This window comes from Micromonospora sp. CPM1 (assembly GCF_023896895.1).
Classification (GTDB): Bacteria; Actinomycetota; Actinomycetes; order Mycobacteriales; family Micromonosporaceae; genus Micromonospora; species Micromonospora tulbaghiae.
The window spans coordinates 120843-146701 of record NZ_JAMHIU010000015.1; the positions used below are offsets into that span (position 1 = coordinate 120843).

A 25859-nucleotide genomic window follows, 5' to 3' on the forward strand; every position below is an offset into this window, starting at 1 on the left:
GCCGCTCAGACGATGGCCATGTCCACGAAGCGCGACAGGTGCAGCTGCGCCGCGACCGTCACCGTGTCGGTCGGCCCATTCCTGTGCTTGGCAACAATAAAGTCCGCCTCGCCCGCTCGCGGTGACTCCTTGTCGTAGTAGTCGTCACGGTGCAAAAGAATGACAACGTCCGCATCTTGCTCAATCGACCCGGATTCGCGCAAGTCGGACAATTGCGGCCGCTTGTCGGTGCGCTGCTCGGGGCCACGGTTCAGCTGGCTCACCGCAATCACCGGGCACTCGACTTCCTTGGCCAGCAGCTTCAGGCCACGGGACAGGTCCGCGACCTCCTGCTGCCGACTCTCGGTGCGTTTCGGTGAGGTCATCAGCTGGAGATAGTCGACGACGATCAGCTTCAGGTCGTGCTTCTGCTTGAGCCGCCGCGCCTTCGCCCTGATCTCCATCAGGTTCATGCTCGGCGTGTCGTCGACGAAGAGCGGCGCCTCGCTGATCTCGCCCATGCAGCGGGCCAGCTTGGTCCAGTCGTCGTCGGAGAGCTGCCCGCTGCGCAACACGTGCAGCGGCACGCGCGCCTCGGCCGAGAGGAGTCGCATGACGATCTCGACCTTGCTCATTTCCAGCGAGAAGATCGCCGACGCCTGGTTGGCGCGGATCGCTGCATTTCGGGCGAAGTCCATGCTCGCCGTGCTGTTGTGCGTCGGGATCATCGAGCGGCCCGCCAGATACAGATGGTCGGGATTGTCGACAGTCACACAACGCACCGGAACGCTCGGCACCGGACGGACGTCCACGACGAACCGCGAGTGGGAGCGGACGTCCGAGGACGTCCGGCGTCGGGCCGCATGAGCGGTGCGCTTCCGGTCCAGCCGGAAGACCGTGTCCGGGGTGGAGAAGTTCAGCGTGTACGCGATCGACGATGCCTCGGTCCGGCCGCGCACCTTGTGCTCGGTCATGGTGCACCGATGTCCCAGGCTGACGACGAGTTCCCGAACGCCGTCGATCAGGCGCCTCGAGGTGGATGTGTACTGCAGGTTCCCGGTCGGCGCCACCGTGCCGTCGGTGTCCATGAGACCGGCGAGCAACGCCCGGCGCTGTGTTTCGGAGGCGCGGAGGTAGTCCCGCGGAATGTGCTTGTCGTAGGCCACCCCGACTCGCCGGAGCAGGGCCAGGAAGGAGCCGTTCCGCTCGTGGCACTCGGCGCAGCGGCGGGTTCCGGGGTTCTCCCGCAGGGCACGGGTGGAGCCGCCGCAGTCGACGCAGGTGCGGTCCGGCGTCCTGGCCGGCGTGGGCAGATGCACGCTGTAGACCATGGGGCCGCTCGGGCGTACCAGGAAGCCGTCCTGGGCCACGAGGTCGAGCATCTCCGCGTCCGCGGTGGTGAAGCGGCTTGCCCCGGTGTGCCCGTCGCCGAGCCACACCCCGAGGGTGTACGGGGGGACGACCAGATCGCGTTCCGGAAGTCGGAGCGGCGCGCAGTTCCGCACGGCGTGGTTGAGACGACGGTCGGCCGTCTCGGTACGCAGCGTGGCCGCGATCTGCGCCGTCGTGACGATCCCGTCGTGCTCGGCACGGCTGCCCGCGTTCACCGGTCGTTCCGCGCGTGCACGGAGGCCGGAGATCAACGCGCCCACCGGGTAGCCGGGTGCCGTCCAGTTGCGTGTCTTGCCGGCCCGGGTCACCGGTCGGGCGACCCGGCCGTTGGAACCCACCGTCTGCGCCACCGCGTGGAGCACGTTGCGGAATTCCGGGCCGACCTGATCCAGGGTCTCCGCGAGAGTGACCAGCCGGTGCGGTTCGGTGGATGCGGCCGCCTCGGCCGCCCGTACCTTCGCCAGCGCCGGCTCGGCCCAGTGGTGCCGCCGGCGTGCCTCCGGCTGGCGCCGGCTGGCCCGTGTGGTGGTCTTCCACAGGTGCTCGGCGTCCGCCACGATGACGCTTCCGTCGGAGAACTCGACCTCGTAGCAGGGGCGGTCGTACATCACGTCGAAGACGTTGGTGATCGTCGTCGGAGTGCCGTCCGCGGCGAGGAGCTGCTCGCCGATGCGCACCTCACCCATGGTGGTCCAGCCCTGCGGGGTGGGCAGCGGGGTGTCGAGTGCGAGCGCCTTACCGAGACCGGGCCTGCCGGCCACGATGATGAGTTGGCCGGCGTGCAGGCCGTTGAGCAGGCGGTCGAGGTCGGTGAAGCCGGTCGGCACACCCGTCATCACCCCGCCCTGGGCACCGACCGCCTCGATCTCGTCGAGCGTCGGCTGGAGCATGTCGGCCAGGACGGCGAAGTCCTCGCTGACGCGCTTCTCGGTGATCTCGTAGACGGCCTGCTGGGCGAGGTCGACGATGTCGTCGACGTCGCGGCTGCCGCTCGGGCCGGTGCCGTAGCCGAGCTGCACGATCCGGGTGCCGGCCTCGACCAGCCGGCGGAGCACCGCTCGTTCGCCGACGATGCGGGCGTAGTAGGCGGCGTTCGCGGCGGTGGGCACGCTGGCGATGAGCGTGTGCAGGTAGGGGGCGCCGCCGATGCGGGCGAGGTCGCCGGAGTCGGCGAGCGCTGCCGCCACGGTGATCGGGTCGGCGGGTTCGCCGCGCCCGTAGATGTCCAGGATCGCGTCGAAGATGGTGGCGTGGACCGGGCGGTAGAAGTCGTTGGTCTTCAGGATCTCCACGACGTCCGCGATGGCGTCTTTGGAGAGCAGCATGCCGCCGAGTACGCACTGCTCGGCGGCGACGTCCTGGGGTGGTGTCTTCTCGAACGCCGCATCGCGCGGTGGCGGCTCGGGCGGTTGCCCCCCGGTCCGTTCCGCACGCGTCTCGTCGGTGACCGACACGGGTTCCCCCCTCGCTGCGTCGGATCGAGTCCAGCTGTATCGCCGGGGTATGACAACTCTCCGCCGACCCTCCGGTCGATCGGGGGTCATCGCCCGGCGGTCGGTGGACCACGATACGGAACCCGAGGTCAACCGCTCAACAAGGCCGGTGGATGAGCCTCGGGACAACCTGTGGACGCCTGGGGACAGGCATGTGCGCAGGGTGTGCACAGGGGTGTGGAAAAGTGATGGGGAATTCCGGGCTTATCGCCTCTGACCTGGGCTTTTCCTATCCCCACCCTGTGGACGGAAGATTTCCGGCCGAGCTTTGTCGTCGTTCGTCCCGTACTATCGCTGCGAACGGCGACACCTGGGACAGCGGGTTTACTTTCGGGTTGAGAGAGGTCACGCTCCGGCCGTGAGACACCGGGACTGGGGACGCGGGGAGGACAGCCCGCGCGAGCGACGGCCGAGCGGTTCCTGGGACGAGCCCGCCGGGCCGCGCCGGGTCGACTCGTACGCGCCGGAGGGCTACCGCACGGCGAGCCGGAGGCGCGCGATCGAGCGTGGCCAGGACGAGCCGGTCGAGACGTACCTTCCCCGTTGGGCCCTGGAGTCCGGGGTGAGTCGCGCGGACGGTGGCGGGCGGCATGCCGCGCCGGACGACGAGGTGGAGACGCCGTCCTCCGGCGGTGGTTGGCGGGCGGACGCCGGGCCGCGTCGCGATCTGCGCGCGATCGGTGCGGGTCCGTTGTCGGATCACACCGCCGAGTGGACGATGGACGCCCCGCAGGAGCGGGGGTACGTGGGCAACCGGCGGGCGGACGAGGGCGACGAGCCGGTGTCGGGGGCGGCGCCCCGGAGTCGCCCGCGTCGGGCGGCGACGCGCCGGCCGCAGGTGACCTGGTCCGGGCTGCCGGAGTCGGCGGGTTCGAGCGAGGGGCCTGCGGGATCGGAGGGTGAACGGCCGGCGGGCCGGCGTCGCCGGTCGGCGTCGGGTTCCTCCTGGCCGCCGCCGGCGGGGTCGGATTCCGGCTGGGCACGGCCGGCGGCCCCGGACGGCGCGTGGTCCCGCTCGGGGACGGATGCCGACTGGCCGGCGGCGTCGGATGCGGGTCGGTCGGCGGCGTCGGATGCGGGCCGGTCGGCGGCGTCGGATGCGGGCCGGTCGGCGGCGTCGGATGCGGGCCGGTCGGCGGCGTCGGATGCGGGCCGGTCGGCGGCGATGGCCGCGGAGCCGGAGCCGAGCTGGAGACCGACGGCGGCGAGGGCGGCGGAGTCGGAGTCGGCCTGGTCGCGGGCGGCGCCGGAGTCGGCGCGGCCGCAACCGGCGGCGGATCCGTGGCAGCGCCGCCGGAGCGTCGAGCGTGAGCCGGTTCAGCCACCCGCTGTCGATCCGTGGGACGCGTCCGGGGTGCACGCCTGGGACCGGCCGGTGCCCGCGAGCCGCTGGGAGCGGGCGGAGAACCGGTGGGACCGTACGGAGCACACGGGTGAGTGGGACCGGTTCACCGACACCGGTTTCCTGGAGCCGGTGCGGGACGCGGGCGACCGGTACGCGCCGGCCGATCCGTGGGACCGGTCGGCACCGCCGGTGCGGGAGGGCTGGGCGTCGCCGGAGCGGGCCGAGGCGTTCTGGTCGGGTACCCGGCTCTCCGGCGACGATCCCCGGTGGATGGAGACGCCGTCGACGGCGCCCCGCTCGCCTGCGGTGGCGTACTCGGCGCCGCGCCCGCGTACCGTGCCTCGCCGGGGCCCGGTGGAGCCGGCGCCTTCGACGTTGCGGCGCCGGGTGGAGACGATCGGCGGCGGCTCGTGGGGCCGGCGGCTGGAGGACGACCTGCTGGACCCGGACCCGGGTGGTCCGTTGCGGCCGTTGGTCTACACGGCGGCCTGCTATCTGGTTCCGGCGGTGCTGCTGGTGATCGGGCTGCTGTTCCTGAGCGGTCAGCCTCCGGCGGGGTGCGTCACGGACATCACCGGCGGTGGGTGTGACTCGCCGCGTGCGCATGCGCTGGAGTCGCTGGTGTCGGCGGCGCCGCGGTTCGGGTTGGCGATGGTGAGCAGCCTGGTGGTGGCGGTGCTGCTGCGGCAGGTCGGGACGACGTGGCGGTCGGCGACAGTGGCGCTGGCGGCCGCGGTGGTGGGTGGCGGCCTGTCCACGGTGGTGATCAGCGCGGTGACGGGCAAGCCGCTCGGTTGAGCGGTGAGGATGCGGAAAGGCCCGCACCGGCGACCGGTGCGGGCCTTTCGCGTCGTGCTTCGGGTGTCAGCCCTTGACCACGTTCAGGTCGAACTTGGCGGTCACCTCGGGGTGCAGCCGGATGCTGACCGGGTAGGAGCCGAGCGCCTTGATGTGGCCGGGCAGCTCCAGCCGGCGGCGGTCCAGGGTCGGGCCGCCGGCGGCCTTGACGGCGTCGACGATCTCGGCCGGGGTGACCGAGCCGAAGAGCCGTCCGCCGTCGCCGGCGCGGGCCTTCAGGTTGACCTTCAGGCCCTCGACCTGGGTCTTGACCTCGGTGGCGTGGCCCAGGTCGCGGATCTCGCGGGCCGAGCGGGCCCGCTTGATGACCGTGACCTGCTTCTCCGCGCCCTTGGTCCAGGCGATCGCGAAGCCCTGCGGCAGCAGGTAGTTACGGCCGAAGCCGTCCTTCACCTCGACGATGTCGCCCGGAGAGCCGAGGCCGGACACCTCCTGAGTCAGGATGATCTTCATGTCCGTGCCTCCTCTCAGCGGGTCGTGGCCGTGTACGGCAGGAGCGCCATCTCGCGGGCGTTCTTGACCGCACGGGCGATCTGCCGCTGCTGCTGCGAGGTCACGCCGGTCACCCGTCGAGCGCGGATCTTGCCGCGGTCGGAGATGAACTTGCGCAGCAGCGCGGTGTCCTTGTAATCGATGTAGGTGATCCCGTCCTTGTCGAGCGGGTTCACCTTCTTCTTCGGCTTGCGAAGTGCCGCAGCCTTAGCCATTGCTCGTGCTCCTGGTTTGCGATCGCGGGCGCTCGGCGCCATTAGAACGGAGGCTCCTCGTCGAAGTTTCCGCCCGAACCACCGCGGGAGGGGGCGGGGGCAGCAGATGCCCAGGGGTCGTCGAAGTTGCCTCCGCCGCCGCCCTGGCCGCCACCACCACCGAAGCCGCCGCCACCGCCACCGGAGCGGGACATCTTCTGCACCTTCGCCGTGGCGTAGCGCAGCGACGGGCCGATCTCGTCGACCTCCAGCTCGATAACGGTGCGCTTCTCACCCTCACGGGTCTCGTACGACCGCTGGCGCAGTCGGCCGGACACGATCACGCGAGCGCCGCGCTGCAGCGACTCGGCGACGTTCTCGGCGGCCTGGCGCCAGACCGTGCACGAGAGGAACAGCGGCTCGCCGTCCTTCCACTCGCCGGAGGCCTTGTCCATGAAGCGGGGCGTCGAAGCGACCCGGAACTTGGCGACCGCCGCGCCGGAGGGGGTGAATCGCAACTCGGGATCATCGGTCAGGTTGCCGATGACCGTGATGGTGGTGTCTCCTGCCATGACCATCTCCTCGCGCACTCATCTTTGTGCCGTTCAGGCTCTCAGAGCCGTACGACAGCGTGGATGAGGCTTGTGATCCGGACGTGCCGGGTCTGGATGCTCAGCGCATCTCCGGTCGGATGACCTTGGTGCGCAGCACCGACTCGTTGAGTCGGAGCTGACGGTCCAGCTCGCCAACGGCCTCCGGCGTCGCCTGGAGGTCGATGACGGCGTAGATGCCCTCGGCCTTCTTGTTGATCTCGTACGCGAGGCGCCGGCGGCCCCACACGTCGGTCTTCTCCACCGAGCCACCCGCGGTCCGGATCACGTTCAGGTACGTGTCGAGCGACGGGGCGACGGTGCGCTCCTCGAGGCTGGGGTCGAGGATCACCATGACTTCGTAGTGACGCAAGACGTGCTCACCTCCTGTGGGCTAAGCGGCCACGGTCCTTCCGTGGCAGGAGGTCGTGCGTCGCTGCCCGCGGCCGGTGCCGGGGGAACCCGGTCGGACACGCGGACAACCGGACCAGGATAGCCGGTCCGGACGATCATGGCCGGGCCGGTGGCCCCGGTGTGCCGGGTGCGGCGACAGGGGTCCACCTCCGGCGAGCCGGAGGTGGACCCCTGTCCACGGGACCGCGGGGCGTCCCGTCCGCATTCCTTGGGTGGGACCTGGGGAGGAACGACCACACCGATGAGGTTGGATCGAAGACGCCCCGCGGAGCTTTATCGTGTTGTCACCTGGTCTGACCATACAAGGGCTCTCGTCACCACTTGGGGCAAATGGAGGAATTGCTCCTACTGCTGGCCTCCCGTACCGGGATGACAATCGGATCCCGCCCCGTCGTGCCGGGCCGCACGGCGGGGCGTCCCGTTTCCGGGGGTCCACCCTCGCCCGTCCGTGCTGTGGACCACGTTCGGGCGGAGCGTCGACCATCGATCCCACCTCGGACAACGACCGCCGGGCCGGGTGGTGACGCGTTCGACCCGCCGGGCGCCTCCCGCGAGCGCGCCGACCGTCGCAGGCGCGACGTAGGCTGCCCTGCATGCGAATCGGAGCCCACGTCGATCCGACCGACCCGCTGGCCGAGGCGGCCGCCCGGCAGGCCGAGGCGGTCCAGTTCTTCCTGGCCGACCCGCAGGGCTGGAAGGCCCCGAAGCCGCGCGAGGACGCCGAGCGCCTGCGTTCCGCCGACGTCGACCTCTACGTGCACGCGCCGTACGTGATCAACGTGGCCACGCTCAACAACCGGATCCGCATCCCCAGCCGTAAGCTGCTGCTCGCCCACGCCACCGCCGCGGCGGACGTCGGAGCCAAGGGGCTGATCGTGCACGGCGGCCACGTCAACGCCGGCCATGACGTCGCCGTCGGCTTCGACAACTGGCGCAAGACCTTCGCGTACGCGGCTGACTCGGGCGGCTTCCCGCTGCCGGTGCTGATCGAGAACACCGCCGGCGGCGACAACGCCTGTGCCCGGCACCTCGACTCACTGGCCCGGCTCTGGGACGCGCTCGGCGACCACGAGGTGGGCTTCTGCCTGGACACCTGCCACGCGTACGCGGGTGGCGAGGAACTGCTGGGCCTGGTCGACCGGGTGAAGGCGATCACCGGCCGGATCGACCTGATCCACGCCAACAACTCCAAGGGCGCGTTCAACTCCGGCCAGGACCGGCACGACAACCTGACCGGCGGCACCATCGACCCGGAGCTGCTGGTGGCGGTGATCCGCGCGGCGGGCGCGCCGGTGATCGTGGAGACCCCCGGTGGCGTCGAGGGCCAGGCCGCCGACATCGCGTTCCTGCGCGGGCAGCTGGGCGCGGCGGCGTGACGACCGAGCAGTCCGGCACGACCGGCCGCCGGTCCGGCGCCGAGCCCCGGCCGGACGGGACGGGCGCGCGGAACCGGCCGGACGAGAGGGCCGAGGCGATCCCGACCGGCGAGGGTGGGACCGCCGAGGGCGGATCCGGCGTGGACGCAACCGCCGGCAAGGCGGGCACCGGGCCCGGTGCCGGCACCGCGGACGAGGCCGCCGCCGAGGAGAAGGCCGAGGCCCGGGACGATGCCGCCGTCGGCAAGGGCGGCGCCCACGACGGGCCGGCGAACGGCGGCGACGCCGGAGACGCCGCCGGCACGAAGGCCGAGGGCGGGGACAAGAGCGCAACGGGTACGGCCGACGAGAAGCCCGCCGACCCCTGGTCCGCGTTCGGGCCCGCGCCGGAGCCGGTGCTCGGCCGGGCCCGCCGGGCCGTCCGCGCGGTCGGCCGGTTCCTGGTGCACGAGTGGACGCTCGCCGCCGTCGCCGCGCTGGCGCTGGCCGCGGCGATGACCTGGCCCACGTTGCGCTATCCGCGGCACACGCTGCCGCAGGACTACTGGGATCCGAGCCTGCAGGCGTGGCAGATGGCGTGGTCCGGGCACATCCTGCGGACCGACCCGGCGATGCTGTGGCACGCGAACACGTTCTATCCGGAGAACTGGAGCTTCGCGTTCTCCGACACGCTCCTCGGGTACGCCCCGGCCGGCCTGATCGGGGCCGGCCCGGAGCACGCCGTCCTGCGCTACAACATCATGTTCGTGCTGGCGCACGCGCTCGCCGCGTTCGGCGCGTACGTGCTGGCCCGGCAGCTCGGCGCGGGCCGCATCGGCGGCGCGGTGGCCGGGGCGAGCTTCGCCTACGCGCCGTGGCTGCTGGCCCAGGCGGGGCACCTGCACATCCTCTCCAACGGCGGCATCCCGCTGGCGCTGGCCATGCTGGCCCGGGGGCACGGCTGGTCGCTGCGGTACGGCTACCGGCCGCGCCGCCGGCACGCGGGCTGGGCGTTCGCCGGGTGGCTGGTGGCCGCATGGCAGCTCAGCCTGGGGTTCGGCATCGGGCTGCCGTTCGCGTACATGCTGGCCGGGACCGGCGTGGTCTCGGTGGTGCTGTGGTTCGTGCGGCGGCGCCGGGTGAAGCGTCCGTTCGGGCGGCGGCTGTTCCTGGCCGACGTGTTCGGCGGGCTCGCGTTCGCCGCGGTGGGCGCGGCGCTGGCGGTGCCGTACTTCAAGGTCGCCGAGCTGCACCCGAACGCGGAGCGGACGCTCGGTGACATCGGGCTCTACTCGCCGCCGGCGAGCGGGTTCTTCACCGCGCCGGCCGAGTCCCGGGTCTGGGGCGGGCTGCACGAGGGCGCCCGCGCCGTGCTGCCCTGGCATCCGGAGATGACGCTGCTGCCGGGCTTCGCGCTCTACGCGCTCGCCGCCGGTGGCCTGTTCTTCTCGGTCTGGCGGGTCCGGCACCGGATCTTCCTGCTGGCCGGGGTGCTCGTGACGATGGCGCTGGCGATGGGCACCCGGTTCTTCGGCGGCCGGTTCACCTACGTGCCGTTGTTCGACTACCTGCCGGGCTGGAGCGGGCTGCGCACGCCGGGCCGGATGATGCTCTGGACCACGCTGCTGCTGGGCCTGCTCGCGGCCGGCGCGGTCACCGCGCTCTGCATGCGCGTACGCGAGCTGGCCGCCGAACGGGTGCCGCCGTGGCCGGGCCCGTGGCTGCGCCTGGCCACGCTGCTGCCGTTGGCGCTGGTGCTCGTGGAAGGGCTGAACGCCACGCCGCAGCCCGTGGTGCCGCGGCAGCCGGCCGCGATGCGGACCGTCGACGGCCCGATGCTGGTGCTGCCGAGCAGCCAGAACCTGGACCAGCCGGTGATGCTCTGGTCCACCGACCGGTTCCAGCCGATGGTCAACGGCGGCAGCGGTTTCACGCCGCGTTCGCAGGCTCAGATCCGCGAGGCGACAGTGAGTTTCCCGGACTACGCGAGCGTCGACTACCTGCGGCAGATCGGCGTGAAGAACGTGGTCGTGTTGCGCGACGAGCTGGAGGGCACCCCGTGGGAGGGGATGCTCGACCGGCCGGTCGACACGCCGGGAGTGACCCGGGAGCAGGTCGGCGAGGCGGTCGTGTTCCGGCTGTAGACCGGAACACGACCGTCTCGGTCACACCGGAACGGGTTCGCCGGGCCGTTCGGCGGCGCGCGCCCGCCAGCGTTGATGCCAGGGCGCGTCGGGCGCGCCGTCGAGCACTCCGCCGTCCGGGTCGTCGGCGTAGGTGTGCCGGACGACGTCCAGTTCGGGCCGCAGGATGTCCCGGATGACGAACCCGCAGAGGACCGCCACGGTGATCAGGCGCAGGCTCGACGCCAGCACGAAGACGCCCTCGGGGAAGACCGGCCGGGACATGGCCGTGCCGAGCAGTTCGCCGTAGAACGCGGCGAAGTAGCAGACCTCGGCGACCTGCCAGGCCAGGAACGCGCCCCAGCGCGGCCGGGCGAGCACCGCGAGCGGCAGCAGCCAGAGCACGAACTGCTGGGACCACACCTTGCTGAAGATGAGAAACGCGGCGACCACCAGGAAGGCGAGCTGGGCCAGCCGGGGGCGGCGCGGCGCGAGCAGCGCCAGTCCGGCCACGCCGAGGCAGGCCAGGCCGAAGAGGAGGTACGACAGCCAGTTGAGGGTGGGGATGTTCGCGTTGAGCCACTCGAAGGGCCCGAGCTGGCCGGGCGAGGACGGGCTGATCCGGCCGTCCAGGTAGCGGCCGATGTACCAGAGCGTGCCCCAGTCGATGGGGCGTGTGGTGTTCAGGTCGAAGAAGCGTTCCCAGTTCTCCCGGTAGGGGATCGCCACCGGCAGGTTCACGGCCACGAGCGTCACCAGCGCGGTCGCCGTGGCGACGAGCCCGGCCAGCATCTTGCCGGCGCGCAACGCGAGGACCAGGATCGGGCCGAGGAGGAACAGCGGCCACATCTTGGCCGCGCCGCCGAGTCCGATGAGGACGCCCGCCACTCCGGGCAGCAGCAGCGCGTACCGGTCGGGGCGGGCGCGCGCCCAGGCCAGCAGGCCGAACGCGGCCAGGCCGATGGCGAGCAGGTCCCAGTTGACGGTGGCGGTGAGCACGAGCGCCGGGGAGAGCGCGAACAACGCGGCGTCCCAGGGTCGTCGTCGGCGCAGGCTGAGGATCACCGCGACGGTGGCGACCGCGAGCGCGCCGAGTACCAGCGCGTTCAGGTTGTAGAACCACTGGCCCTGGTTGATGGCGGGGTTGTCGGCGCCGAGGGCGTGCACCGGCAGGCCGAGAGCGCCCATGAAGTAGCCGGTCAGCACCGGGTACTCCACCGGGTGGTCGGCGTAGGGCACCTTGCCCTCGTTGAGCCCTTCGGCGTAGTAGAGCGCGAGCACGTCGGTGTAGCACATCCGGGTGTACTGGATGTTGTTCTGCCAGGCCCCGTCCTGGCAGGGCGATTTCTGCACCCAGTGCAGGGCCAGCGTGAGGCACACCAGCGCCAGGACGATCCGGCCGGCGGTCCAGAAGCGGCTCTCCCGGTCGGCGGGCCGGTCCAGTGCGGCGGCGTGGTCGCCGAGCGGCCCGCCGATCAGACCGGAGGCGCCCCGGACGAACCAGTCCGAGCGGGACGGGTGGTCCACCGTCTCTGCGGATCGTGGCGCCGCCTCGGACGCGCCGGGCTCATCGATGCCTGCGGGCGACTGGGTGCTCATGGAGAGGCATCCTGCCGTACACCGGGGGTCGCCGTCCCGTCGCGCGCGGAGAAATTCCGGTACGCGAAACGCGGCGGCGGCCGGACCCGAGGTCCGGCCGCCGCCGTCAGGTGGTACGCGTCAGTTCTGTCGTGTCGGTGGTGTGCTCGGTAGCAGCCCGCCGCCGCCACCGCCGCCACCGGGGCGTCCGCCGCCTCCGGGGAGCCCGCCCCCGCCGGGCGTTCCACCCTGGTCACCGCCGCCGGGGGTGCCGCCGCCGGGCGTGCCGCCGGGGCAGAACAGACCCAGCGGGTCGCAGTTCGGGCCGCCCGGCTGGCCGGGCTCGTTCGTCGGCGGCGGCGCCTCGCCGTTGCCGGTGTCGTCCTCGCCGACGTTCGCCGCGGGCGGGAACTCTTCCTTGTCCTTGCCCTTGAGCGCGTCGTTCATGAAGCGCTGGAAGATGTCACCCGGCATCCGGGCACCGCTGATGTCCCGGCCGTCCTTGTACTTGATCGCCTTGCGGTCCTTGACGTTGCCGACCCAGACCGCGGTGGCGAGCTGTGGCGTGTAGCCGATCATCCAGGCGTCGCCGTTACGGGTGGTCTTGTCACCGAGTTCCCAGGTGCCGGTCTTCTCGGCGACCTGGCGGCCCTCCTCAAGGCGCTTGTTGATCTGGCCCGGGTACTGCTTCAGCACGGAGGTGACATCGGCCGCGATGTCCTTGTCGATCCGCTGCTGCCCCTTGAGCTTCTCCGAGCCGACCAGGTCCCACTTACCGGTGTCCGGGTTCTGCTTCTCCACCTTCCGGATGAAGTGCGCCTTGTGGTAGACGCCCTGGTTGGCGAACGTGGCGACGCCGTTGGCGTGGTCGAGCACCGTGATCGGGTACTGGCCGTAGCCGAGGACGTGGAAGAACGGCGACGGAGCCAGGTCCTTCGGGTCGGCCTTGGTCAGGTCGTGCGCCTTGGCCGGGTTGGTGTCGGTCTGCCACATGGTGGTGACGCCGGCCTGCTTGGCCATGTCGAGCACCTTGTCCGGCCCGATCTTCTCGGTGATGTAGTAGAACGGCACGTTCAGCGACTTGAGCGTCGACAGTTCGAGCGTGCAGGAGTCGCCGCAGGAGACCTTGTCCGCGCCGGCGTTGCTGACCTTGAACTTGGTGCCCTTCGGCGTGAACGCCGTGCCCTTCCACCGGGACTTGAGCGAGATGCCTTCCTTGAGCGCCGCGGCGAGCGTGTAGATCTTGAAGCTCGAACCCGGCGAGTGACCGCCGCTCACCACGCCGTTGTCGACGTTCTTCCCGGCGTAGTCGGTGCCGGTGCCGTTGTCGCCGCCGTAGTAGGCGAGCACCCGCCCGGTCTTCGGGTCGATGGCCACCACCGCGGCCATCAGGTTCGGCGGCTGGCCGGCGAGTTCGGAGCCCTTCTTGGCCCGCTGGGCCGCGGCGAGCGCCGCCTCCTGCATCTTCCGGTTGATGGTGGTGGTGATCTTGTAGCCACCCCGGCTCAGCGCCTTCGAGCACAGCGGCGTCTTCTCGGTCGCCTCGGCCTCGTTGTCGGTGCAGAGCTTCATCTCGCGCAGTTCCTGCGAGACGTAGTTGACGATGTTGCCGTACGGGGTGTCGATGCCGAAGCCACCGCCGCTGTTCTTCGACGGCTTCGCGATGTTCGTCGGGTACTCGGTGGGGTGCTGCGGCGTGTTCGGCGCGTCCAGCCACTTCTCCGTGATCATGCCGTTGATCACGTAGTTCCACCGGTCCAGCGCGGCGGTCGGGTTGATCGCCGGGTCGTAGCCCTGGTGGGTGGCGCTCGGCTCCGGCTGCTTGATCAGCGCGGCGAGCACCGCGGCCTCGGCCACGGTCAGGCTCTTGACGTCCTTGCCGAAGTAGGTCCGCGCCGCCGCCTGGATGCCGTACGCGCCGCGGCCGAAGTAGATGACGTTCAGGTAGTGCTGCATGATCACGCGCTTGTCGTACTTGTCGTTCAGCTTGGAGGCGAGGATCGCCTCCTTCACCTTGCGGCCGTACGTGTCCTGGTTCAGGTTCTCGAACGCGTTGCGCGCGTACTGCTGGGTGATGGTCGAGGCGCCCTGCTTGTCGCCGCCGGTGAGGTTGTTCCACGCGGCGCGGGCGATGCCCTTGTAGTCCACACCGGAGTGCTTGTAGAAGTTCCGGTCCTCCGCCGCGGCGACCGCGTGCTGGACGTGCTCCGGGATCTGGTCGATGGTGACCAGCTGGCGGTTCTGGTCGCCGATCCGGGCGATCGCCGTGCCACCCGAGTCGTAGATGGTGGTGGACAGCGGCGGGATGGTGTCCTCCGGGAGCACCACTTTGGTGGAGTACCAGGTGAAGCTCACCACGCCGATGCCGGCGAGCATGATGAACACGGCGAAGCCGGCGATCAGCATGTTGATCCGGCGGCGCTTCTTCGCCCGCGCCGGGTCCTCGCCGCGGCCACGCCGGCCGGGGCCGGCCGGACCGCCGGGACCACCGGGACCACCGCCGGAGGCGCCGGGCACCCGGGCGCGGCCACCGACCGCCGCCGCGCCGACGCTCGCGCGTGCGCCCACGCTCGCACGCCCGCCGACGCCGGCCGCGCCGACGCTCGCCGCGCCCACCGAGGCGCGTCCGGCCGGAGCAGCCGGGGAGACCGGCACCGACGCCCGCCCGGCGCCCGCGCGTCCGGAGACGCCGGGCGCCGGCGACACCGGCACCGAGGCGCGGCCCGCGCCAGCCCGGCCGACCGAGGCCGAGCCTGCCGCCCCGCGCGGCGCCGGAGCGGTGCCACCGACCGAGGCCCGGCCGCCCGCGCCGTACGGTGTCGCGGAGGCGCGCGCCGAGGCGCCGCCGTCAGCCGCGCCGGACCAACCGTTCCCGCCCCGGCTCCCTTCGGAACCGGGGTCGCCGTTCGGGCCCGGGATCTGGGCCCGCCCACGCGAAGAACTGGGATCGCCGTAGTTCATTCCTCACACCCTGCCGGTCGCGGTGGGGCGCGGGGGCGCCGCCACCGGGTTGCCGTGAGCTGGAACACGGGACGTTACCCGCCGGCCGTGCCAGCGATCGCCCGTCAAATCCGATCTATTCGGACCAATTACGCGTAAGGGCTGTCGATCCTGCCGCCCGGGGAATGGGCCGGCAGTGATCGGGACAGCCGCGTTCACCGTTGCGCCTCTCGCCTTCGCCGAGGGGTGGAGCCGTTGGCCGCGACCGACTCGTCCGCGTCCTCCGCCTCGCCCGCGAGGCCGTCCCGGCCGAGCAGGAACTGCTCGACGAGATGGTTCCAGTCGCAGCCGGGGCAGACCTCCACCACGAACACCTGGAACTCACGCAGCGTCATGGCCAGGACGGGCAACTCGGCCCGGGTACGCGCCTGGCCGGCCGACTGCTTGAGTTCGTCACCGTAAATGTAGTGGACGTGGATCAGGTTCTCGCTGCGGCAGATCGGGCAGCGGTGGTCGGTCGGCTCGCCGTGGAAACGAGCAGCGTTCTTCAGGTACGGCGAGGCGTCGCAGACGTCGTACGTGCCGATCCGCCCGGCGAGCAGTTCACGCAGCACAGCCCGCTTCTGAAGCGAGTAGTCGACGACCTGGCGCTGCGTACGCATGCGGCAAAGGGTACGCGCTCCGGCGAACCCAGGCGACCATGGTCACGATGCGTGAGGACCGCGTCGCGTAAGCAGGGGTTTGCCCCACCCTCACCTCTCCGCTAACGTGCGATGTATCGGTCCGATACATCGCGGTGGTTAGTGCTCCGCGCAGGGGGAAAGAGGGGATGGCCCGTGCTCGAGCTTGCCATCCTCGGCCTCCTGCAGGAGGCACCGATGCACGGCTACGAGCTGCGCAAGGAGCTGACCGCCAAGCTCGGTGCCATCCGGGCGGCGATCAGCTACGGCTCGCTCTACCCGACGCTGCGTCGGCTGCAGGCGGCGGGATGGATCGCCGAAGCCGCCGAGACACCCGCGACCGCCGAGGAGGTTCCCGCGCTGACCAGCCGACGCGGTCGGGTGGTCTACACCATTACCGCGGAGGGCAAGGAACGCTTCGCCCAGCTCATAGCGCAGGCTGGACCCGAGACGTACGACGACACGGGCTTCGGCGTGCACTTCGCGTTCTTCGCCCGGACCGACCAGGCCACCCGGCTCCGGATCCTGGAAGGTCGTCGCCGCAAGATCGAGGAACGTCGCGAAGGTCTTCGTGACGTGCTCGGCCGGGCAGCCGAGCGCCTCGACGCGTACACCCTGGAACTGCAACGCCACGGGCTCGACGCCTGTGAGCGCGAGGTCCGCTGGCTGGAGGAGCTCATCGCCAACGAGCGCTCCGGCCGGGCCCCGGCCGACCCGCGACCCGGGACGGCCGGTGGCCGAGGAGACAACGACAGCCCGCCCACGCCTGGAACGTCCAGGACAGAGCGGCCGTGATGAAGAAGAAGGAGGCAGACGCTATGGGCTCCGTCCGCGTCGCCATCGTCGGTGTGGGTAACTGCGCCTCGTCCCTCGTACAGGGCGTGGAGTACTACCGGAACGCCGACCCGAACGACCGCGTCCCGGGTCTCATGCACGTCACCTTCGGCGACTACCACGTCTCGGACGTGAAGTTCGTCGCGGCGTTCGACGTGGACGCCAAGAAGGTGGGCATGGACCTCGCGGAGGCGATCGTCGCCAGCGAGAACAACACGATCAAGCTGTGCGACGTGCCGCCGACCGGCGTCACCGTGCAGCGCGGCCCGACCTTCGACGGTCTCGGCCAGTACTACCGCGAGATCGTCGAGGAGTCGGACGCCAAGCCGGTCGACGTGGCGCAGGCGCTGCGCGACGCGCAGGTCGACGTGGTCGTCTCCTACCTCCCGGTGGGCTCCGAGGAGGCCGACAAGTTCTACGCCCAGGCCGCGATCGACGCCGGCTGCGCGTTCGTGAACGCCCTGCCGGTCTTCATCGCCTCCGACCCGGAGTGGGCGAAGAAGTTCACCGACGCCGGCCTGCCGATCGTCGGCGACGACATCAAGAGCCAGGTCGGTGCCACCATCGTGCACCGCGCCCTGGCGAAGCTCTTCGAGGACCGCGGGGTCGAGCTGCTGCGCACGTACCAGCTCAACTTCGGCGGCAACATGGACTTCATGAACATGCTGGAGCGCAACCGTCTGGTCTCGAAGAAGATCTCGAAGACCCAGTCGGTGACCTCCCAGATCCCGCACGAGATGAGCAAGAGCGACGTGCACATCGGCCCGTCCGACCACGTGCCGTGGCTGGACGACCGCAAGTGGGCGTACATCCGCCTGGAGGGCCGCTCCTTCGGTGACACCCCGCTCAACGCGGAGCTGAAGCTCGAGGTGTGGGACTCGCCGAACTCGGCCGGTGTCATCATCGACGCCGTCCGCGCCGCGAAGATCGCGCTGGACCGGAAGATCGGTGGCCCGATCCTCTCCGCCTCCTCGTACTTCATGAAGTCCCCGCCGGAGCAGTACGCCGACCACGACGCGCACGCCGCCGTCGAGGCGTTCATCGCCGGCGAGATCGAGCGCTGACACGCAGCACGAGCACGAGGAAGAAGGCCGGGTCCGCGCGGACCCGGCCTTCTTTCCTTTCGTACGTCAGGACCAGGCTCGCCGCAGCGCCACCGACGCCTCCAGCTCCAGCAGCGTCACCTTGCGCGGCAGCCCGCCACCGAAGCCGACCAGCTTGCCGCCCGCACCGACGATCCGATGACAGGGCACGATCACCGGCACCGGATTGCGGTTGCAGGCCACCCCGACCGCCCGGGCACCGCCGGGATCTCCGACCGCCTTCGCCACCTCGCCGTAGGTCTTCGTCTCCCCGTACGGGATGCGGGTCATCTCCCGCCACACCGCGCGCTCGAACTCCGAGCCCCGGGGCGCCGACACCGGCACCGTGAACTCGGTCAGCTCACCGGCGAAGTACGCCCGCAGCTCCGCCACCGCCAGCCGGGCCACCGCGTCACCGGGTTCGTCGGCCGCCCCGTCCACCCGGCCGAAGTGCGCGCCGCGTACCGCGTCGTCGTCGGTGCCGACGGAGAACTCCCCGATCGGCGAGTCGAGAACGGTCCAGCGCATGGCACCCATTGTCGCGCGCCCGCCGGCATTGCCTCGCTGAGGGCGGGCTGGACGACCGCTGAGCGAAGTCGATGTTGCACGGCGTCGATACCGTGCAGGTCATGGCCACCGGGACGCTCATCTTCCTGATCATCGGCGGGGTCGGTGTCGGCGTGCTGACGCTCGCCCTGCTCGGCTCGGGAGTGCTCCACCTCGGCCAGCCGGACGTCGACGGGCCGGTGTCGCTGGAGGCGGCCGCCGGGTTCACCGGGGCGTTCGGTTTCGGCGGCGCGATCGTCAACGAGCTGCTCGGGGGCCGTACCCCCGGAATGATCGCGGCGGCGGTGGCCGGCGGCGCGCTCGCGGCCGTGCCCACCGGCTGGCTGGCGGCGCGGCTGAGCCGCGCGGCCCGCAACATGCGCACCGACGCCACACCCACCCGCGACCACCTGGCCGGCGCGATCGGCCTGGTGGTGACGCCGATCCCCAGCGGCGGCTACGGCGAGGTGCGGGTCCGCCTCGCCGGCCAGCCGGTGAAGCTCAACGCCCGCGCCGACGGGCCGATGCCGGTCGGCACCCGGATCTTCGTGGTCGAAGCACTGAGCGAGACCAGCGTGCACGTCGAGACCTACTGACACACCACCACACAGACGGGAACGCCCATGCCCCTGCTCGTCGCCATCGGCGGCGCGGTCCTCCTCGCCGTCGTCCTCGTCCTCTTCGTGTTGTCCCGGATCAAGGTGGCCGGGCCGAACCAGGCGTTCATCGTCACCGGCCGCAAGGGCCGCACCACCCAGTCCGCCGACGGAGCCCGCTCCACCGACATGTCCGGGCAGAAGGTCGTGCTCGGCGCCTCGGTCTTCGTGCTGCCGGTGGTGCAGAAGCTCCAGTCGCTCGACCTGTCCAGCCGCCGGATCGACGTCAGCATCCGCGGCGCGGTGAGCAAGCAGGGCATCCGCACCGAGCTGCACGGCGTGGCGATCGTGAAGGTCGGCGGCACCGAGGACGCGATCCGCGCCGCCGCCCAGCGCTTCCTGAACCAGCAGGAGGAGATCGACAACTTCACCCGCGAGGTGCTCGCCGGCGCGCTGCGCTCGATCGTCGGGCGGCTCACCGTCGAGGAGATCATCCGGGACCGGGCGGCGTTCGCCAGCGCGGTCGCCGAGGAGGCCGAGCATTCGATGACCAACCAGGGCCTGGTGCTGGACACGTTCCAGCTCCAGGACATCTCGGCCGAGGGCTCCTACCTGCAGGACCTGGGGCGGCCCGAGGCGGCCCGGGTACTCAAGGACGCGGCCATCGCCGAGGCGCGGGCCCGGCAGCAGGCCGAGCAGGAGCGGCTGCTCGCCGAGGAGGCGATCGCCGAGGCGAACCGGAACCTGGCGCTCAAGCAGGCCGGCATCCAGGCCGAGATCGACGCGGCGAAGGCGAAGTCGGCCGCGGCCGGTCCGCTCGCCCAGGCCGAGCGGGACCAGGCGATCCTCTCCGAGCAGCAGAAGGTGGCCGAGCGCAACGCCGAGCTGAAGCAGCGCCAGCTCGACACCGAGGTGCGCAAGCCGGCCGACGCGGCCCGGTACAAGGTCGAGCAGGAGGCCGAGGCGAACCGCAACGCGGCGGTGCTCAACGCCGACGCGCAGCGGCAGGCCACCATCGCCGCCGCGCAGGCGTCCGCCGAGCAGGCCCGCCTCACCGGTGAGGGCGAGCGGGCCCGCCGGGCCGCGCTGGCCGAGGCGAACGCGATCGAGGGCGCCAAGGAGGGCGAGGCCGAGCAGCGCCGTCGTTCCGCGATCGCCGAGGCGGTCGAGCGCGAGGGCCAGGCCGAGGCCGCGGCCATCCTCGCCAAGGGTCAGGCCGAGGCCGACGCGATGGCCCGCAAGGCCGAGGCGTTCGCCGCGTACGGCGAGGCGGCCGTCCTGGACCTGCTGGTCAAGGTGCTGCCCGAGGTGGTCGGAGCGGCCAGCGCCCCGATCGGCGCGATCGACAAGATGACGGTGATCTCCACCGACGGCGCGTCGTCGCTGACCAAGTCGGTGGCCGGAAACGTCGCCCAGGGTCTGCAGCTCGGCAGCGACCTGACCGGCATCGACCTGGCCGGCCTGCTGGCCCGGCTGGGCAGCAGCGCGCAGAACAACGGCAAGAACACCGTGGACGGCACCACCGTCACCCAGTGACGACGGACGCCCGCCGGTTCCCCTCGGGGAGCCGGCGGGCGTCGTGCGGTGGTACGGATCAGAGCACGGCGATGACGAACTTCTCGCCCTCGCCCAGATCGAAGGGCGGGCCGCCCCAGTCGATGGTCCGGCTGGCGATGAGCTGGCTGGTACCGGCGCTGCCGGCGGTGACCGCCTTCTCGTTGACGTTCGCGTACAGGTAGACCGAGCCGTCGGCGTTGTAGTGCAGGAGCGACAACCCCTCCCACGCGCCGATCGAGGCACCCCGGGCGATCAGCGGCTTCGCCCCGGCGCTCTCCGCCGTCACGAACTTGCCGTTGATCTGGGCCTTCAGGCCGAAGGTGCCGAAGCCGTCACCGACGTTCACCAGCTCGTACTTCTCCCAGGCGCCGACGGTCGCGGAGCGGGCGATCAGCGGCTTCGCCCCGGCGCTTTCCGCCGTCACGAACTTGCCGCCGACCACCGACTTGATGCTCACGAGCGGCGCCGGGGCGTCGAAGTCGAACTTCTCGGCGGTGCCGATCGCGGTCTTGCTCGCGATCAGCGGCGAGGTGGTGCTGGGCGCGGTGACGTACCTGCCGTTGATCGCCGCCTTCAGGCTGATCGTGCCGTCGGTGTTGTCGACGATCTGGAACTTCTCCCAGGCGCCGATGGTGGCCGAGCGGGCGATCAGCGGCTTCGCCCCGGCGCTCTCCGCCGTGACGAACTTGTTCGTGACCCGCGCCCGCAGGCCGAACAGGCCCCCGCCGGCGTCGACCACGTCGTACTTCTCCCAGGCCCCGATGGTGGTGCCGCGGGCGATCAGCGGCTTCGCCCCGGCGCTCTCCGCGGTGACGTACCGGCCGTTGCCCCGGGCCTTGAGCCCGTACGAGCCGCGGGCCGTCGCCGCCGCGCCGATGTGCAGCAGCCGGTCGGTGGAGCCCATCGTGTCGTGCACCGCCCCGCCGATGCCGGTGGTCACGACCGAGTCCCGCACCTGCTGCGGCGACCAGTCCGGGTGCTCCTCCAGCAGCAGCGCGGCGGCGCCCGCCACGTGCGGGGAGGCCATCGAGGTGCCGCTCATCGACTCCGAGCCGGCGCTGGTGCCGGCCTTGGCCGAGACGACGCCGGTGCCCGGGGCGAACAGGTCCAGGCAGCGGCCGTAGTTGGAGAACCAGGCACGCATGTCCACCCGGTCGGTGGCGCCGACGGTGATGGCGGCGGGCACGCTCGCCGGCGAGGACTCGCAGGCGTTCGCCATGATGTTGCCGGCGGCGACCGTGTACGTGATGCCGGAAGCGATCGAGCGGGCGACCGCGTCGTTCACGGCCTGGTCGACGCGGCCGACGCCGAGGCTCATGTTCGCGACGGAGGGCCCCGTGGCGTTGGTGGTGACCCATTCGATGCCGGCGATCACCTGCTCGCTGTCGCCCTCGCCGTCGCAGTTGAGGACCCGGACGGCGACCAGCTCGACGGCCTTCGCGACGCCGTACGTCGTACCGCCGATCGTGCCCGCCACGTGGGTGCCGTGCCCGTGGCAGTCCTGGGCGACGTCGTCCTGCTCGACCGCGTCGTAGCCGTTGCGGGCCCGCCCGTCGAAGTCCCGGTGGTCGATGTCGATACCGGTGTCGATCACATAGGCGGTCACCCCGGCGCCGGTCGCCGGATAGGTGTACTTCCCGTCGGTCCGGGTCTTGAGCTGGTCGATGCGGTCCAGGCCCCACGGCGGGGTGGTCTGGGTGCCGGCGGTGCTCCAGCGCTGGACCTGCTGGACGTACTCGACGTCCGGGTCGGCGGCGAGCCGCGCGGCCTGCCGGACGTCCATCGTGGCGGAGTAGCCGTTCAGCGCCTTGCCGAAGACCCGGCGGACGGTGCCGCCGTGCTCGCCGGCCAGCGCGGACGCGGCGGACTTCACCTTGGCCGGGGTGGTCTTGCCCTTCTTGAGGACCACGATGTAGCGGCCGGGCACCGCCTCGGCAGTGCCGGCGCCGCGGACCGACGGTCGCTTCGGGTCGGCCAGGGCCGGGCCGGCAACTGTGGCGCAGAGTATGGAGGTGGCGCTGGTGAGGGCGAGCCCCACGAGCGCGGAGCGGCGCAGGCCGCCGTGACGTGTCATGAATTGACTCCCCGTGTCCAGCGACCGTCCGGAGCGGACGGGCGGATGAGATCGGACAGCCACATCTGTCGATTCGGCGGCTGCCGATGACTCATCATGCGGGAGACATCGACCGGAACGGGTCAACCGATCGGTCGACACGCCGCCGTATCGTCGTCAGATCACGGACGCCGGTCTCAGCCGGTGATGCCCTCGTCGCGCGCCCAGCGCAGCAGCTCCGCCTCGGCCTCGTCCCGGTCCAGCGGGCCCCGCTCCAGGCGCAGCTCCTTGAGGTGCTGCCAGGCGCGACCGACCACCGGCCCGGGCGGTACGCCGAGCAGCTCCATGATCGCGTTGCCGTCCAGGTCGGGCCGGACCCGGGCCAGGTCCTCCTCGGCGGCGATCCGGGAGATCCGCTCCTCCAGCGCGTCGTAGTCGGCCGCGAGCTGGGCCGCCTTGCGTCGGTTGCGGGTCGTGCAGTCGGAGCGGGTCAGCTTGTGCAGGCGGGACAGCAGGTCACCGGCGTCGGTGACGTACCGGCGCACCGCCGAGTCGGTCCACTCGCCGCGGCCGTACCCGTAGAAGCGCAGGTGCAGCCCGACCAGCTTGACCACCTGGGAGGTGATCTCCTTGGAGTAGCGCAGCGCCTTCATCCGGTTCTTGGTGAGCCGGGCGCCGACCACCTCGTGGTGGTGGAAGCTGACCCGGCCGTCCGCGCCGACCGCCTTGGTGGCGGGCTTGCCGACGTCGTGCATCAGCGCGGCCATGCGCAGCACGAAGTCGCAACCGTCGGACTCCATCGACATGGCGTTGCTGACCACTGTGAGCGTGTGCTCGTAGACGTCCTTGTGCTGGGCGTGCTCGTCGATGGTGAGCTTGAGGCCGGTCAGCTCGGGCAGGAAGCGCTCGGCCAGCCCGGTGTCGACCAGCAGGCGCAGCCCGGTGATCGGGTCGGCGCCGCAGAGCAGCTTGGTGAACTCGTCCCGGATCCGCTCGGCGGTGATCCGGTCCAGGTCCGCGGCCATCTCGTTCATCGCCGCACGGACGTCCGGGTGGACGGCGAAGCGGAGCTGGGCGGCGAACCGGGCCGCGCGCAGCATCCGCAGGGGGTCGTCGCGGAACGACTCCTGCGGCGTCCCGGGGGTACGAATGATCTTGGCGGCCAGGTCGGCCAGCCCGCCGTACGGGTCGGTGAACCGGTGGTCGGGCAGGCTGACCGCCATCGCGTTGACTGTGAAGTCGCGGCGCTTGAGGTCTTCGGTCAGGCTGGTGCCGTACTGCACCACCGGGTTGCGGCTGACCTGGTCGTAGACCTCCGCGCGGAACGTGGTGATCTCCAGGTTGAGGCCGTCGCGCTGGCAGGCGATGGTGCCGAACTCGCGTCCGGTCTCCCAGATCGACTCGGCCCAGCCGCGGATGACCTTGATGGTCTCGTCCGGGTGGGCGTCGGTGCAGAAGTCGAGGTCGTTGCCGAGCCGGCCGAGCAGCGCGTCGCGGACGGATCCGCCCACCAGGTGCAGTTCGTGACCGGCCTGGGCGAAGCGCCGGCCCAGCTCGTCGGCGACCGGTGAGACTCGGAGCAGTTCGGCGACGGCGTTGCGCTGCGCGGCGGTCAGTTCGCGGCGGTCGGCGGCGTGGGAGGCGGAGGCTTCGGACATGGGATCGCCAGCCTATCGGGCCGGAGGTGGATCGACCGCGCCGGGCGCGGGTAACGGGCCCGGGTTGACTAAGGTTCCGGTTGGGCGGGGCCGGCCGGGCCCGGTCGCCACGTACCCCTTGGAGGCTGGCAGATGAGCGGCGGGCTCTACCGCAGCGCGAACGCGCACGGCGGCGGCCTGCCGCCGGACGACGGCGCCACCTTCATCTCCGCCGAGCCGCTGAACCAGCCCGGCGTCGAGGCCGTCGCGCCGCCGCAGGAGGTGGTCGCCGAGACCAGCGCCGCGGCGAACAGCGCGGTGATGGCCATCGGCAGCCTGGTGAGCCGGGGTACGGGCTTCGTCCGCAACCTGATGATCGGCGCCGCGCTCGGCACCATGGTCGGCGACGCGTTCACCACCGCCCAGTTCCTGCCCAACCAGGTGTACGAGTTCCTGCTCGGCGGCGTGCTGACGAGCGTCCTGGTTCCGGTGCTGGTCCGCCGCCGCAAGATCGACGCGGACCGGGGCGAGGCGTACGCACAGCGCCTGCTGACCCTCGCGGTGCTGGCGCTCGCCGCGACCGCGCTGATCGCGGTGCTGCTGGCCCCGGTGCTGACCGCCGTGTACGCGGCCGGTGGCGACGACCCGGCGTACACCACGCTCGTCACCCGGCTGTCGTACCTGATGCTGCCGATGCTGTTCTTCACCGGCATCAGCGCGTTGATCGCCGCGGTGCTGAACACGCGCGGGCACTTCGCCGCCCCGATGTGGGCGCCGATCCTCAACAACCTCGTCTCGATCGGCACGTTCGGCCTGTACATCGTCGTCTTCGGCGCGACCGGCCTCCGGCCCGACGAGGTGGGCTGGGACCGGATCCTGCTGGTCGGCGGTGGCACGCTGCTGGGCGTGGCGGTGCAGGCGGTCGGCCTGCTGCCCGCGCTGCGCAAGGTCGGATTCCGGTGGAAGGCGCGGTTCGACTTCCGCGAGCTTGGGTTGCGCGAGCTGGCCCGGCTCGGCGCCTGGATGTTCTGCTACGTCGCGGTCAACCAGCTCGGCCTCTTCGTGGTGGTCAACCTGCTCAACCGGGCCACCGGCGGGGACGGCGAGAACGCCGGCCTGCTGATCTACAACAACGTGTTCCTGCTGCTGATGATGGCGCACGGCATCATCGCCGTCTCGATCATCACCGCGCTGATGCCCCGGATGAGCGCGGCCGCGGCCGAGAACCGGTTCCACGACGTCACCGCCGACCTGTCCCGGGGCACCCGGATGGTCACCGCGGTGCTCGCACCCATCGCGGTCTGCTACGCGGTGCTGGCCGCCCCGATCTCGGTGGTGGTGTTCCGGTACGGCGCGTTCACCGGCGACAACGCGGTGGCCACCTCGACCGTGCTGCTGGTGGCGGCGCTCGGCCTGGTGCCGTTCGCGGTGAGCCAGCTCTTCACGTTCGCGTTCTACGCGCTGCCGGACACCCGCACCCCGGCTCTGATCAACATTCCGGTGGTGGCGCTGCGCGTCCTGCTCCAGGTGGGCCTGTTCCTGCTCTTCTCGAACACGTTCGCGGCGGCCGGGATGATGCTCGGCAACGCGGTGTCGTACCTGGCGGCGGCGATCATCTCGGCGATGCTGCTGCGGCCCCGGGTGGGCCGGATCGGGCTGGGCGGGATCATGCGGACGCTCGGGCGGGTGGTCGTGGCGGCGCTCGGCGCCGCGCTCGTCGGCGTACTCGTGGTCGCGGTGCTCCCCGGCGATCCGGCGAGCCTGAGCTGGCTCGCCGCGGCGGTCCAGTTGGTGATCGGCGGCGCGGCGATCGGCGCGACCTACCTCGGGCTCGCGATGGTGCTGCGGATCGGCGAGATCACCGAGGTGGTCGGGATGGTCCGGCGGCGCCTCGGGCGTTGACCCCCTCGGTGACCGACGGTGAACGAGGATCACCAGGCTGGGGATACGGCTGTGGATAACTTGGAATTCCGCCGTCCAATGGGCCTCTCGGCCTGTGGACAACCAACCGTACGGATGAGGTAGCGCAGGCCGGGGCGGGGAAAACCTTCCCGCCGCCGCACCGGTACGCCCCTGTGCCACTTCCTTGCCGTCAACCTTTAGATTGGCGGTGCGTGTCCG

At 71.3% G+C, this 25859-nt stretch carries 19 protein-coding genes; 8 read left to right on the top strand and 11 right to left on the bottom strand.

Annotation, left to right across the window (positions count from 1 at the left end; genetic code table 11):
* Window positions 1-5 precede the first annotated feature (5 nt).
* Window positions 6-2825, bottom strand: a complete 2820-nt coding sequence (gene dnaB / locus M8C11_RS19705; RefSeq protein WP_252451896.1) for a replicative DNA helicase — start codon at window positions 2823-2825, stop codon at window positions 6-8.
* Between the two features lie 1204 nt (window positions 2826-4029).
* Here dnaB and M8C11_RS19710 point away from each other — a divergent pair.
* Window positions 4030-5007 (top strand): hypothetical protein, encoded by a 978-nt coding sequence (locus M8C11_RS19710; protein WP_252451848.1) that lies wholly within the window; start codon window positions 4030-4032, stop codon window positions 5005-5007.
* Between the two features lie 66 nt (window positions 5008-5073).
* Here the strand turns inward: M8C11_RS19710 and rplI are convergent, their stop codons facing one another.
* The 4 genes from rplI to rpsF all read right to left on the bottom strand — a co-directional run bounded on the left by rplI (window position 5074) and on the right by rpsF (window position 6716).
* Window positions 5074-5520, bottom strand: a complete 447-nt coding sequence (gene rplI, locus M8C11_RS19715) for a 50S ribosomal protein L9 (protein ID WP_018788496.1) — start codon at window positions 5518-5520, stop codon at window positions 5074-5076.
* 14 nt (window positions 5521-5534) lie between these two features.
* Window positions 5535-5774, bottom strand: coding sequence for a 30S ribosomal protein S18 (gene rpsR / locus M8C11_RS19720; RefSeq protein WP_013289355.1), 240 nt, complete (start codon window positions 5772-5774; stop codon window positions 5535-5537).
* Between the two features lie 41 nt (window positions 5775-5815).
* Window positions 5816-6343, bottom strand: coding sequence for a single-stranded DNA-binding protein (locus tag M8C11_RS19725; RefSeq protein ID WP_018788497.1), 528 nt, complete (start codon window positions 6341-6343; stop codon window positions 5816-5818).
* Window positions 6344-6425: 82 nt separating this feature from the next.
* On the bottom strand, window positions 6426-6716 hold the full coding sequence (gene rpsF, locus M8C11_RS19730) for a 30S ribosomal protein S6 (protein WP_013289357.1): 291 nt from the start codon (window positions 6714-6716) through the stop codon (window positions 6426-6428).
* A gap of 634 nt (window positions 6717-7350) precedes the next feature.
* On the opposite strand from rpsF, the gene M8C11_RS19735 reads away from it, so the two are divergent.
* Both M8C11_RS19735 and M8C11_RS19740 read left to right on the top strand, forming a co-directional pair.
* Window positions 7351-8133: a deoxyribonuclease IV gene (locus tag M8C11_RS19735; protein WP_120572540.1), complete on the top strand. Its 783-nt coding sequence runs from the start codon at window positions 7351-7353 to the stop codon at window positions 8131-8133.
* Window positions 8130-10256 carry a hypothetical protein gene (locus M8C11_RS19740; protein ID WP_252451851.1) on the top strand — a complete coding sequence of 709 codons (2127 nt, stop codon included), beginning with the start codon at window positions 8130-8132 and terminating at the stop codon, window positions 10254-10256. Before M8C11_RS19735 ends, M8C11_RS19740 begins: the two co-directional genes overlap by 4 nt.
* Before the next feature lie 21 nt (window positions 10257-10277).
* On the opposite strand, the gene M8C11_RS19745 is transcribed toward M8C11_RS19740, so the two are convergent.
* The 3 genes from M8C11_RS19745 to M8C11_RS19755 all read right to left on the bottom strand — a co-directional run bounded on the left by M8C11_RS19745 (window position 10278) and on the right by M8C11_RS19755 (window position 15415).
* Window positions 10278-11834 carry a glycosyltransferase family 87 protein gene (locus M8C11_RS19745; RefSeq protein ID WP_252451853.1) on the bottom strand — a complete coding sequence of 519 codons (1557 nt, stop codon included), beginning with the start codon at window positions 11832-11834 and terminating at the stop codon, window positions 10278-10280.
* Between the two features lie 120 nt (window positions 11835-11954).
* Window positions 11955-14774: a transglycosylase domain-containing protein gene (locus M8C11_RS19750; RefSeq protein WP_252451855.1), complete on the bottom strand. Its 2820-nt coding sequence runs from the start codon at window positions 14772-14774 to the stop codon at window positions 11955-11957.
* A gap of 194 nt (window positions 14775-14968) precedes the next feature.
* Window positions 14969-15415 (bottom strand): DUF5318 domain-containing protein, encoded by a 447-nt coding sequence (locus M8C11_RS19755; RefSeq protein WP_013289362.1) that lies wholly within the window; start codon window positions 15413-15415, stop codon window positions 14969-14971.
* Window positions 15416-15589: 174 nt separating this feature from the next.
* Here M8C11_RS19755 and M8C11_RS19760 point away from each other — a divergent pair, with 174 nt between their 5' ends.
* Together M8C11_RS19760 and M8C11_RS19765 are read left to right on the top strand one after the other, a co-directional pair.
* Complete coding sequence (locus M8C11_RS19760) at window positions 15590-16228, top strand: PadR family transcriptional regulator (RefSeq protein ID WP_120572535.1); 639 nt, start codon at window positions 15590-15592, stop codon at window positions 16226-16228.
* Between the two features lie 23 nt (window positions 16229-16251).
* On the top strand, window positions 16252-17331 hold the full coding sequence (locus M8C11_RS19765; protein ID WP_013289364.1) for an inositol-3-phosphate synthase: 1080 nt from the start codon (window positions 16252-16254) through the stop codon (window positions 17329-17331).
* Window positions 17332-17397: 66 nt separating this feature from the next.
* Here M8C11_RS19765 and M8C11_RS19770 read toward each other — a convergent pair whose 3' ends face one another.
* Window positions 17398-17877, bottom strand: coding sequence for a methylated-DNA--[protein]-cysteine S-methyltransferase (locus M8C11_RS19770; RefSeq protein ID WP_047892731.1), 480 nt, complete (start codon window positions 17875-17877; stop codon window positions 17398-17400).
* Window positions 17878-17948: 71 nt separating this feature from the next.
* On the opposite strand from M8C11_RS19770, the gene M8C11_RS19775 reads away from it, so the two are divergent.
* Window positions 17949-18491, top strand: coding sequence for a hypothetical protein (locus M8C11_RS19775; RefSeq protein ID WP_120572533.1), 543 nt, complete (start codon window positions 17949-17951; stop codon window positions 18489-18491).
* Between the two features lie 27 nt (window positions 18492-18518).
* On the top strand, window positions 18519-20027 hold the full coding sequence (locus M8C11_RS19780; RefSeq protein WP_121683690.1) for a flotillin family protein: 1509 nt from the start codon (window positions 18519-18521) through the stop codon (window positions 20025-20027).
* A 58-nt stretch (window positions 20028-20085) separates the two neighbouring features.
* Here M8C11_RS19780 and M8C11_RS19785 read toward each other — a convergent pair whose 3' ends face one another.
* Together M8C11_RS19785 and M8C11_RS19790 are read right to left on the bottom strand one after the other, a co-directional pair.
* Window positions 20086-22122 (bottom strand): S8 family serine peptidase, encoded by a 2037-nt coding sequence (locus tag M8C11_RS19785; RefSeq protein ID WP_252451857.1) that lies wholly within the window; start codon window positions 22120-22122, stop codon window positions 20086-20088.
* Window positions 22123-22298: 176 nt separating this feature from the next.
* The gene (locus tag M8C11_RS19790; protein WP_252451859.1) at window positions 22299-23759 is read right to left on the bottom strand and encodes a CCA tRNA nucleotidyltransferase; all 1461 of its coding nucleotides are present in this window, start codon (window positions 23757-23759) and stop codon (window positions 22299-22301) included.
* 132 nt (window positions 23760-23891) lie between these two features.
* On the opposite strand from M8C11_RS19790, the gene murJ reads away from it, so the two are divergent.
* Window positions 23892-25640 carry a murein biosynthesis integral membrane protein MurJ gene (gene murJ, locus M8C11_RS19795; RefSeq protein WP_252451861.1) on the top strand — a complete coding sequence of 583 codons (1749 nt, stop codon included), beginning with the start codon at window positions 23892-23894 and terminating at the stop codon, window positions 25638-25640.
* Window positions 25641-25859: the final 219 nt, after the last annotated feature.

Coding starts and splice junctions, on each gene's coding strand:
- M8C11_RS19710 (WP_252451848.1), top strand. CDS start 4,030: ATGGCCGCGGAGCCGGAGCCGAGCTGGAGACCGACGGCGGCGAGGGCG.
- rplI (WP_018788496.1), bottom strand. CDS start 5,520: ATGAAGATCATCCTGACTCAGGAGGTGTCCGGCCTCGGCTCTCCGGGC.
- rpsR (WP_013289355.1), bottom strand. CDS start 5,774: ATGGCTAAGGCTGCGGCACTTCGCAAGCCGAAGAAGAAGGTGAACCCG.
- M8C11_RS19735 (WP_120572540.1), top strand. CDS start 7,351: ATGCGAATCGGAGCCCACGTCGATCCGACCGACCCGCTGGCCGAGGCG.
- M8C11_RS19745 (WP_252451853.1), bottom strand. CDS start 11,834: ATGAGCACCCAGTCGCCCGCAGGCATCGATGAGCCCGGCGCGTCCGAG.
- M8C11_RS19750 (WP_252451855.1), bottom strand. CDS start 14,774: ATGAACTACGGCGATCCCAGTTCTTCGCGTGGGCGGGCCCAGATCCCG.
- M8C11_RS19755 (WP_013289362.1), bottom strand. CDS start 15,415: ATGCGTACGCAGCGCCAGGTCGTCGACTACTCGCTTCAGAAGCGGGCT.
- M8C11_RS19765 (WP_013289364.1), top strand. CDS start 16,252: ATGGGCTCCGTCCGCGTCGCCATCGTCGGTGTGGGTAACTGCGCCTCG.
- M8C11_RS19770 (WP_047892731.1), bottom strand. CDS start 17,877: ATGCGCTGGACCGTTCTCGACTCGCCGATCGGGGAGTTCTCCGTCGGC.
- M8C11_RS19775 (WP_120572533.1), top strand. CDS start 17,949: ATGTTGCACGGCGTCGATACCGTGCAGGTCATGGCCACCGGGACGCTC.
- M8C11_RS19780 (WP_121683690.1), top strand. CDS start 18,519: ATGCCCCTGCTCGTCGCCATCGGCGGCGCGGTCCTCCTCGCCGTCGTC.
- M8C11_RS19785 (WP_252451857.1), bottom strand. CDS start 22,122: ATGACACGTCACGGCGGCCTGCGCCGCTCCGCGCTCGTGGGGCTCGCC.
- M8C11_RS19790 (WP_252451859.1), bottom strand. CDS start 23,759: ATGTCCGAAGCCTCCGCCTCCCACGCCGCCGACCGCCGCGAACTGACC.
- murJ (WP_252451861.1), top strand. CDS start 23,892: ATGAGCGGCGGGCTCTACCGCAGCGCGAACGCGCACGGCGGCGGCCTG.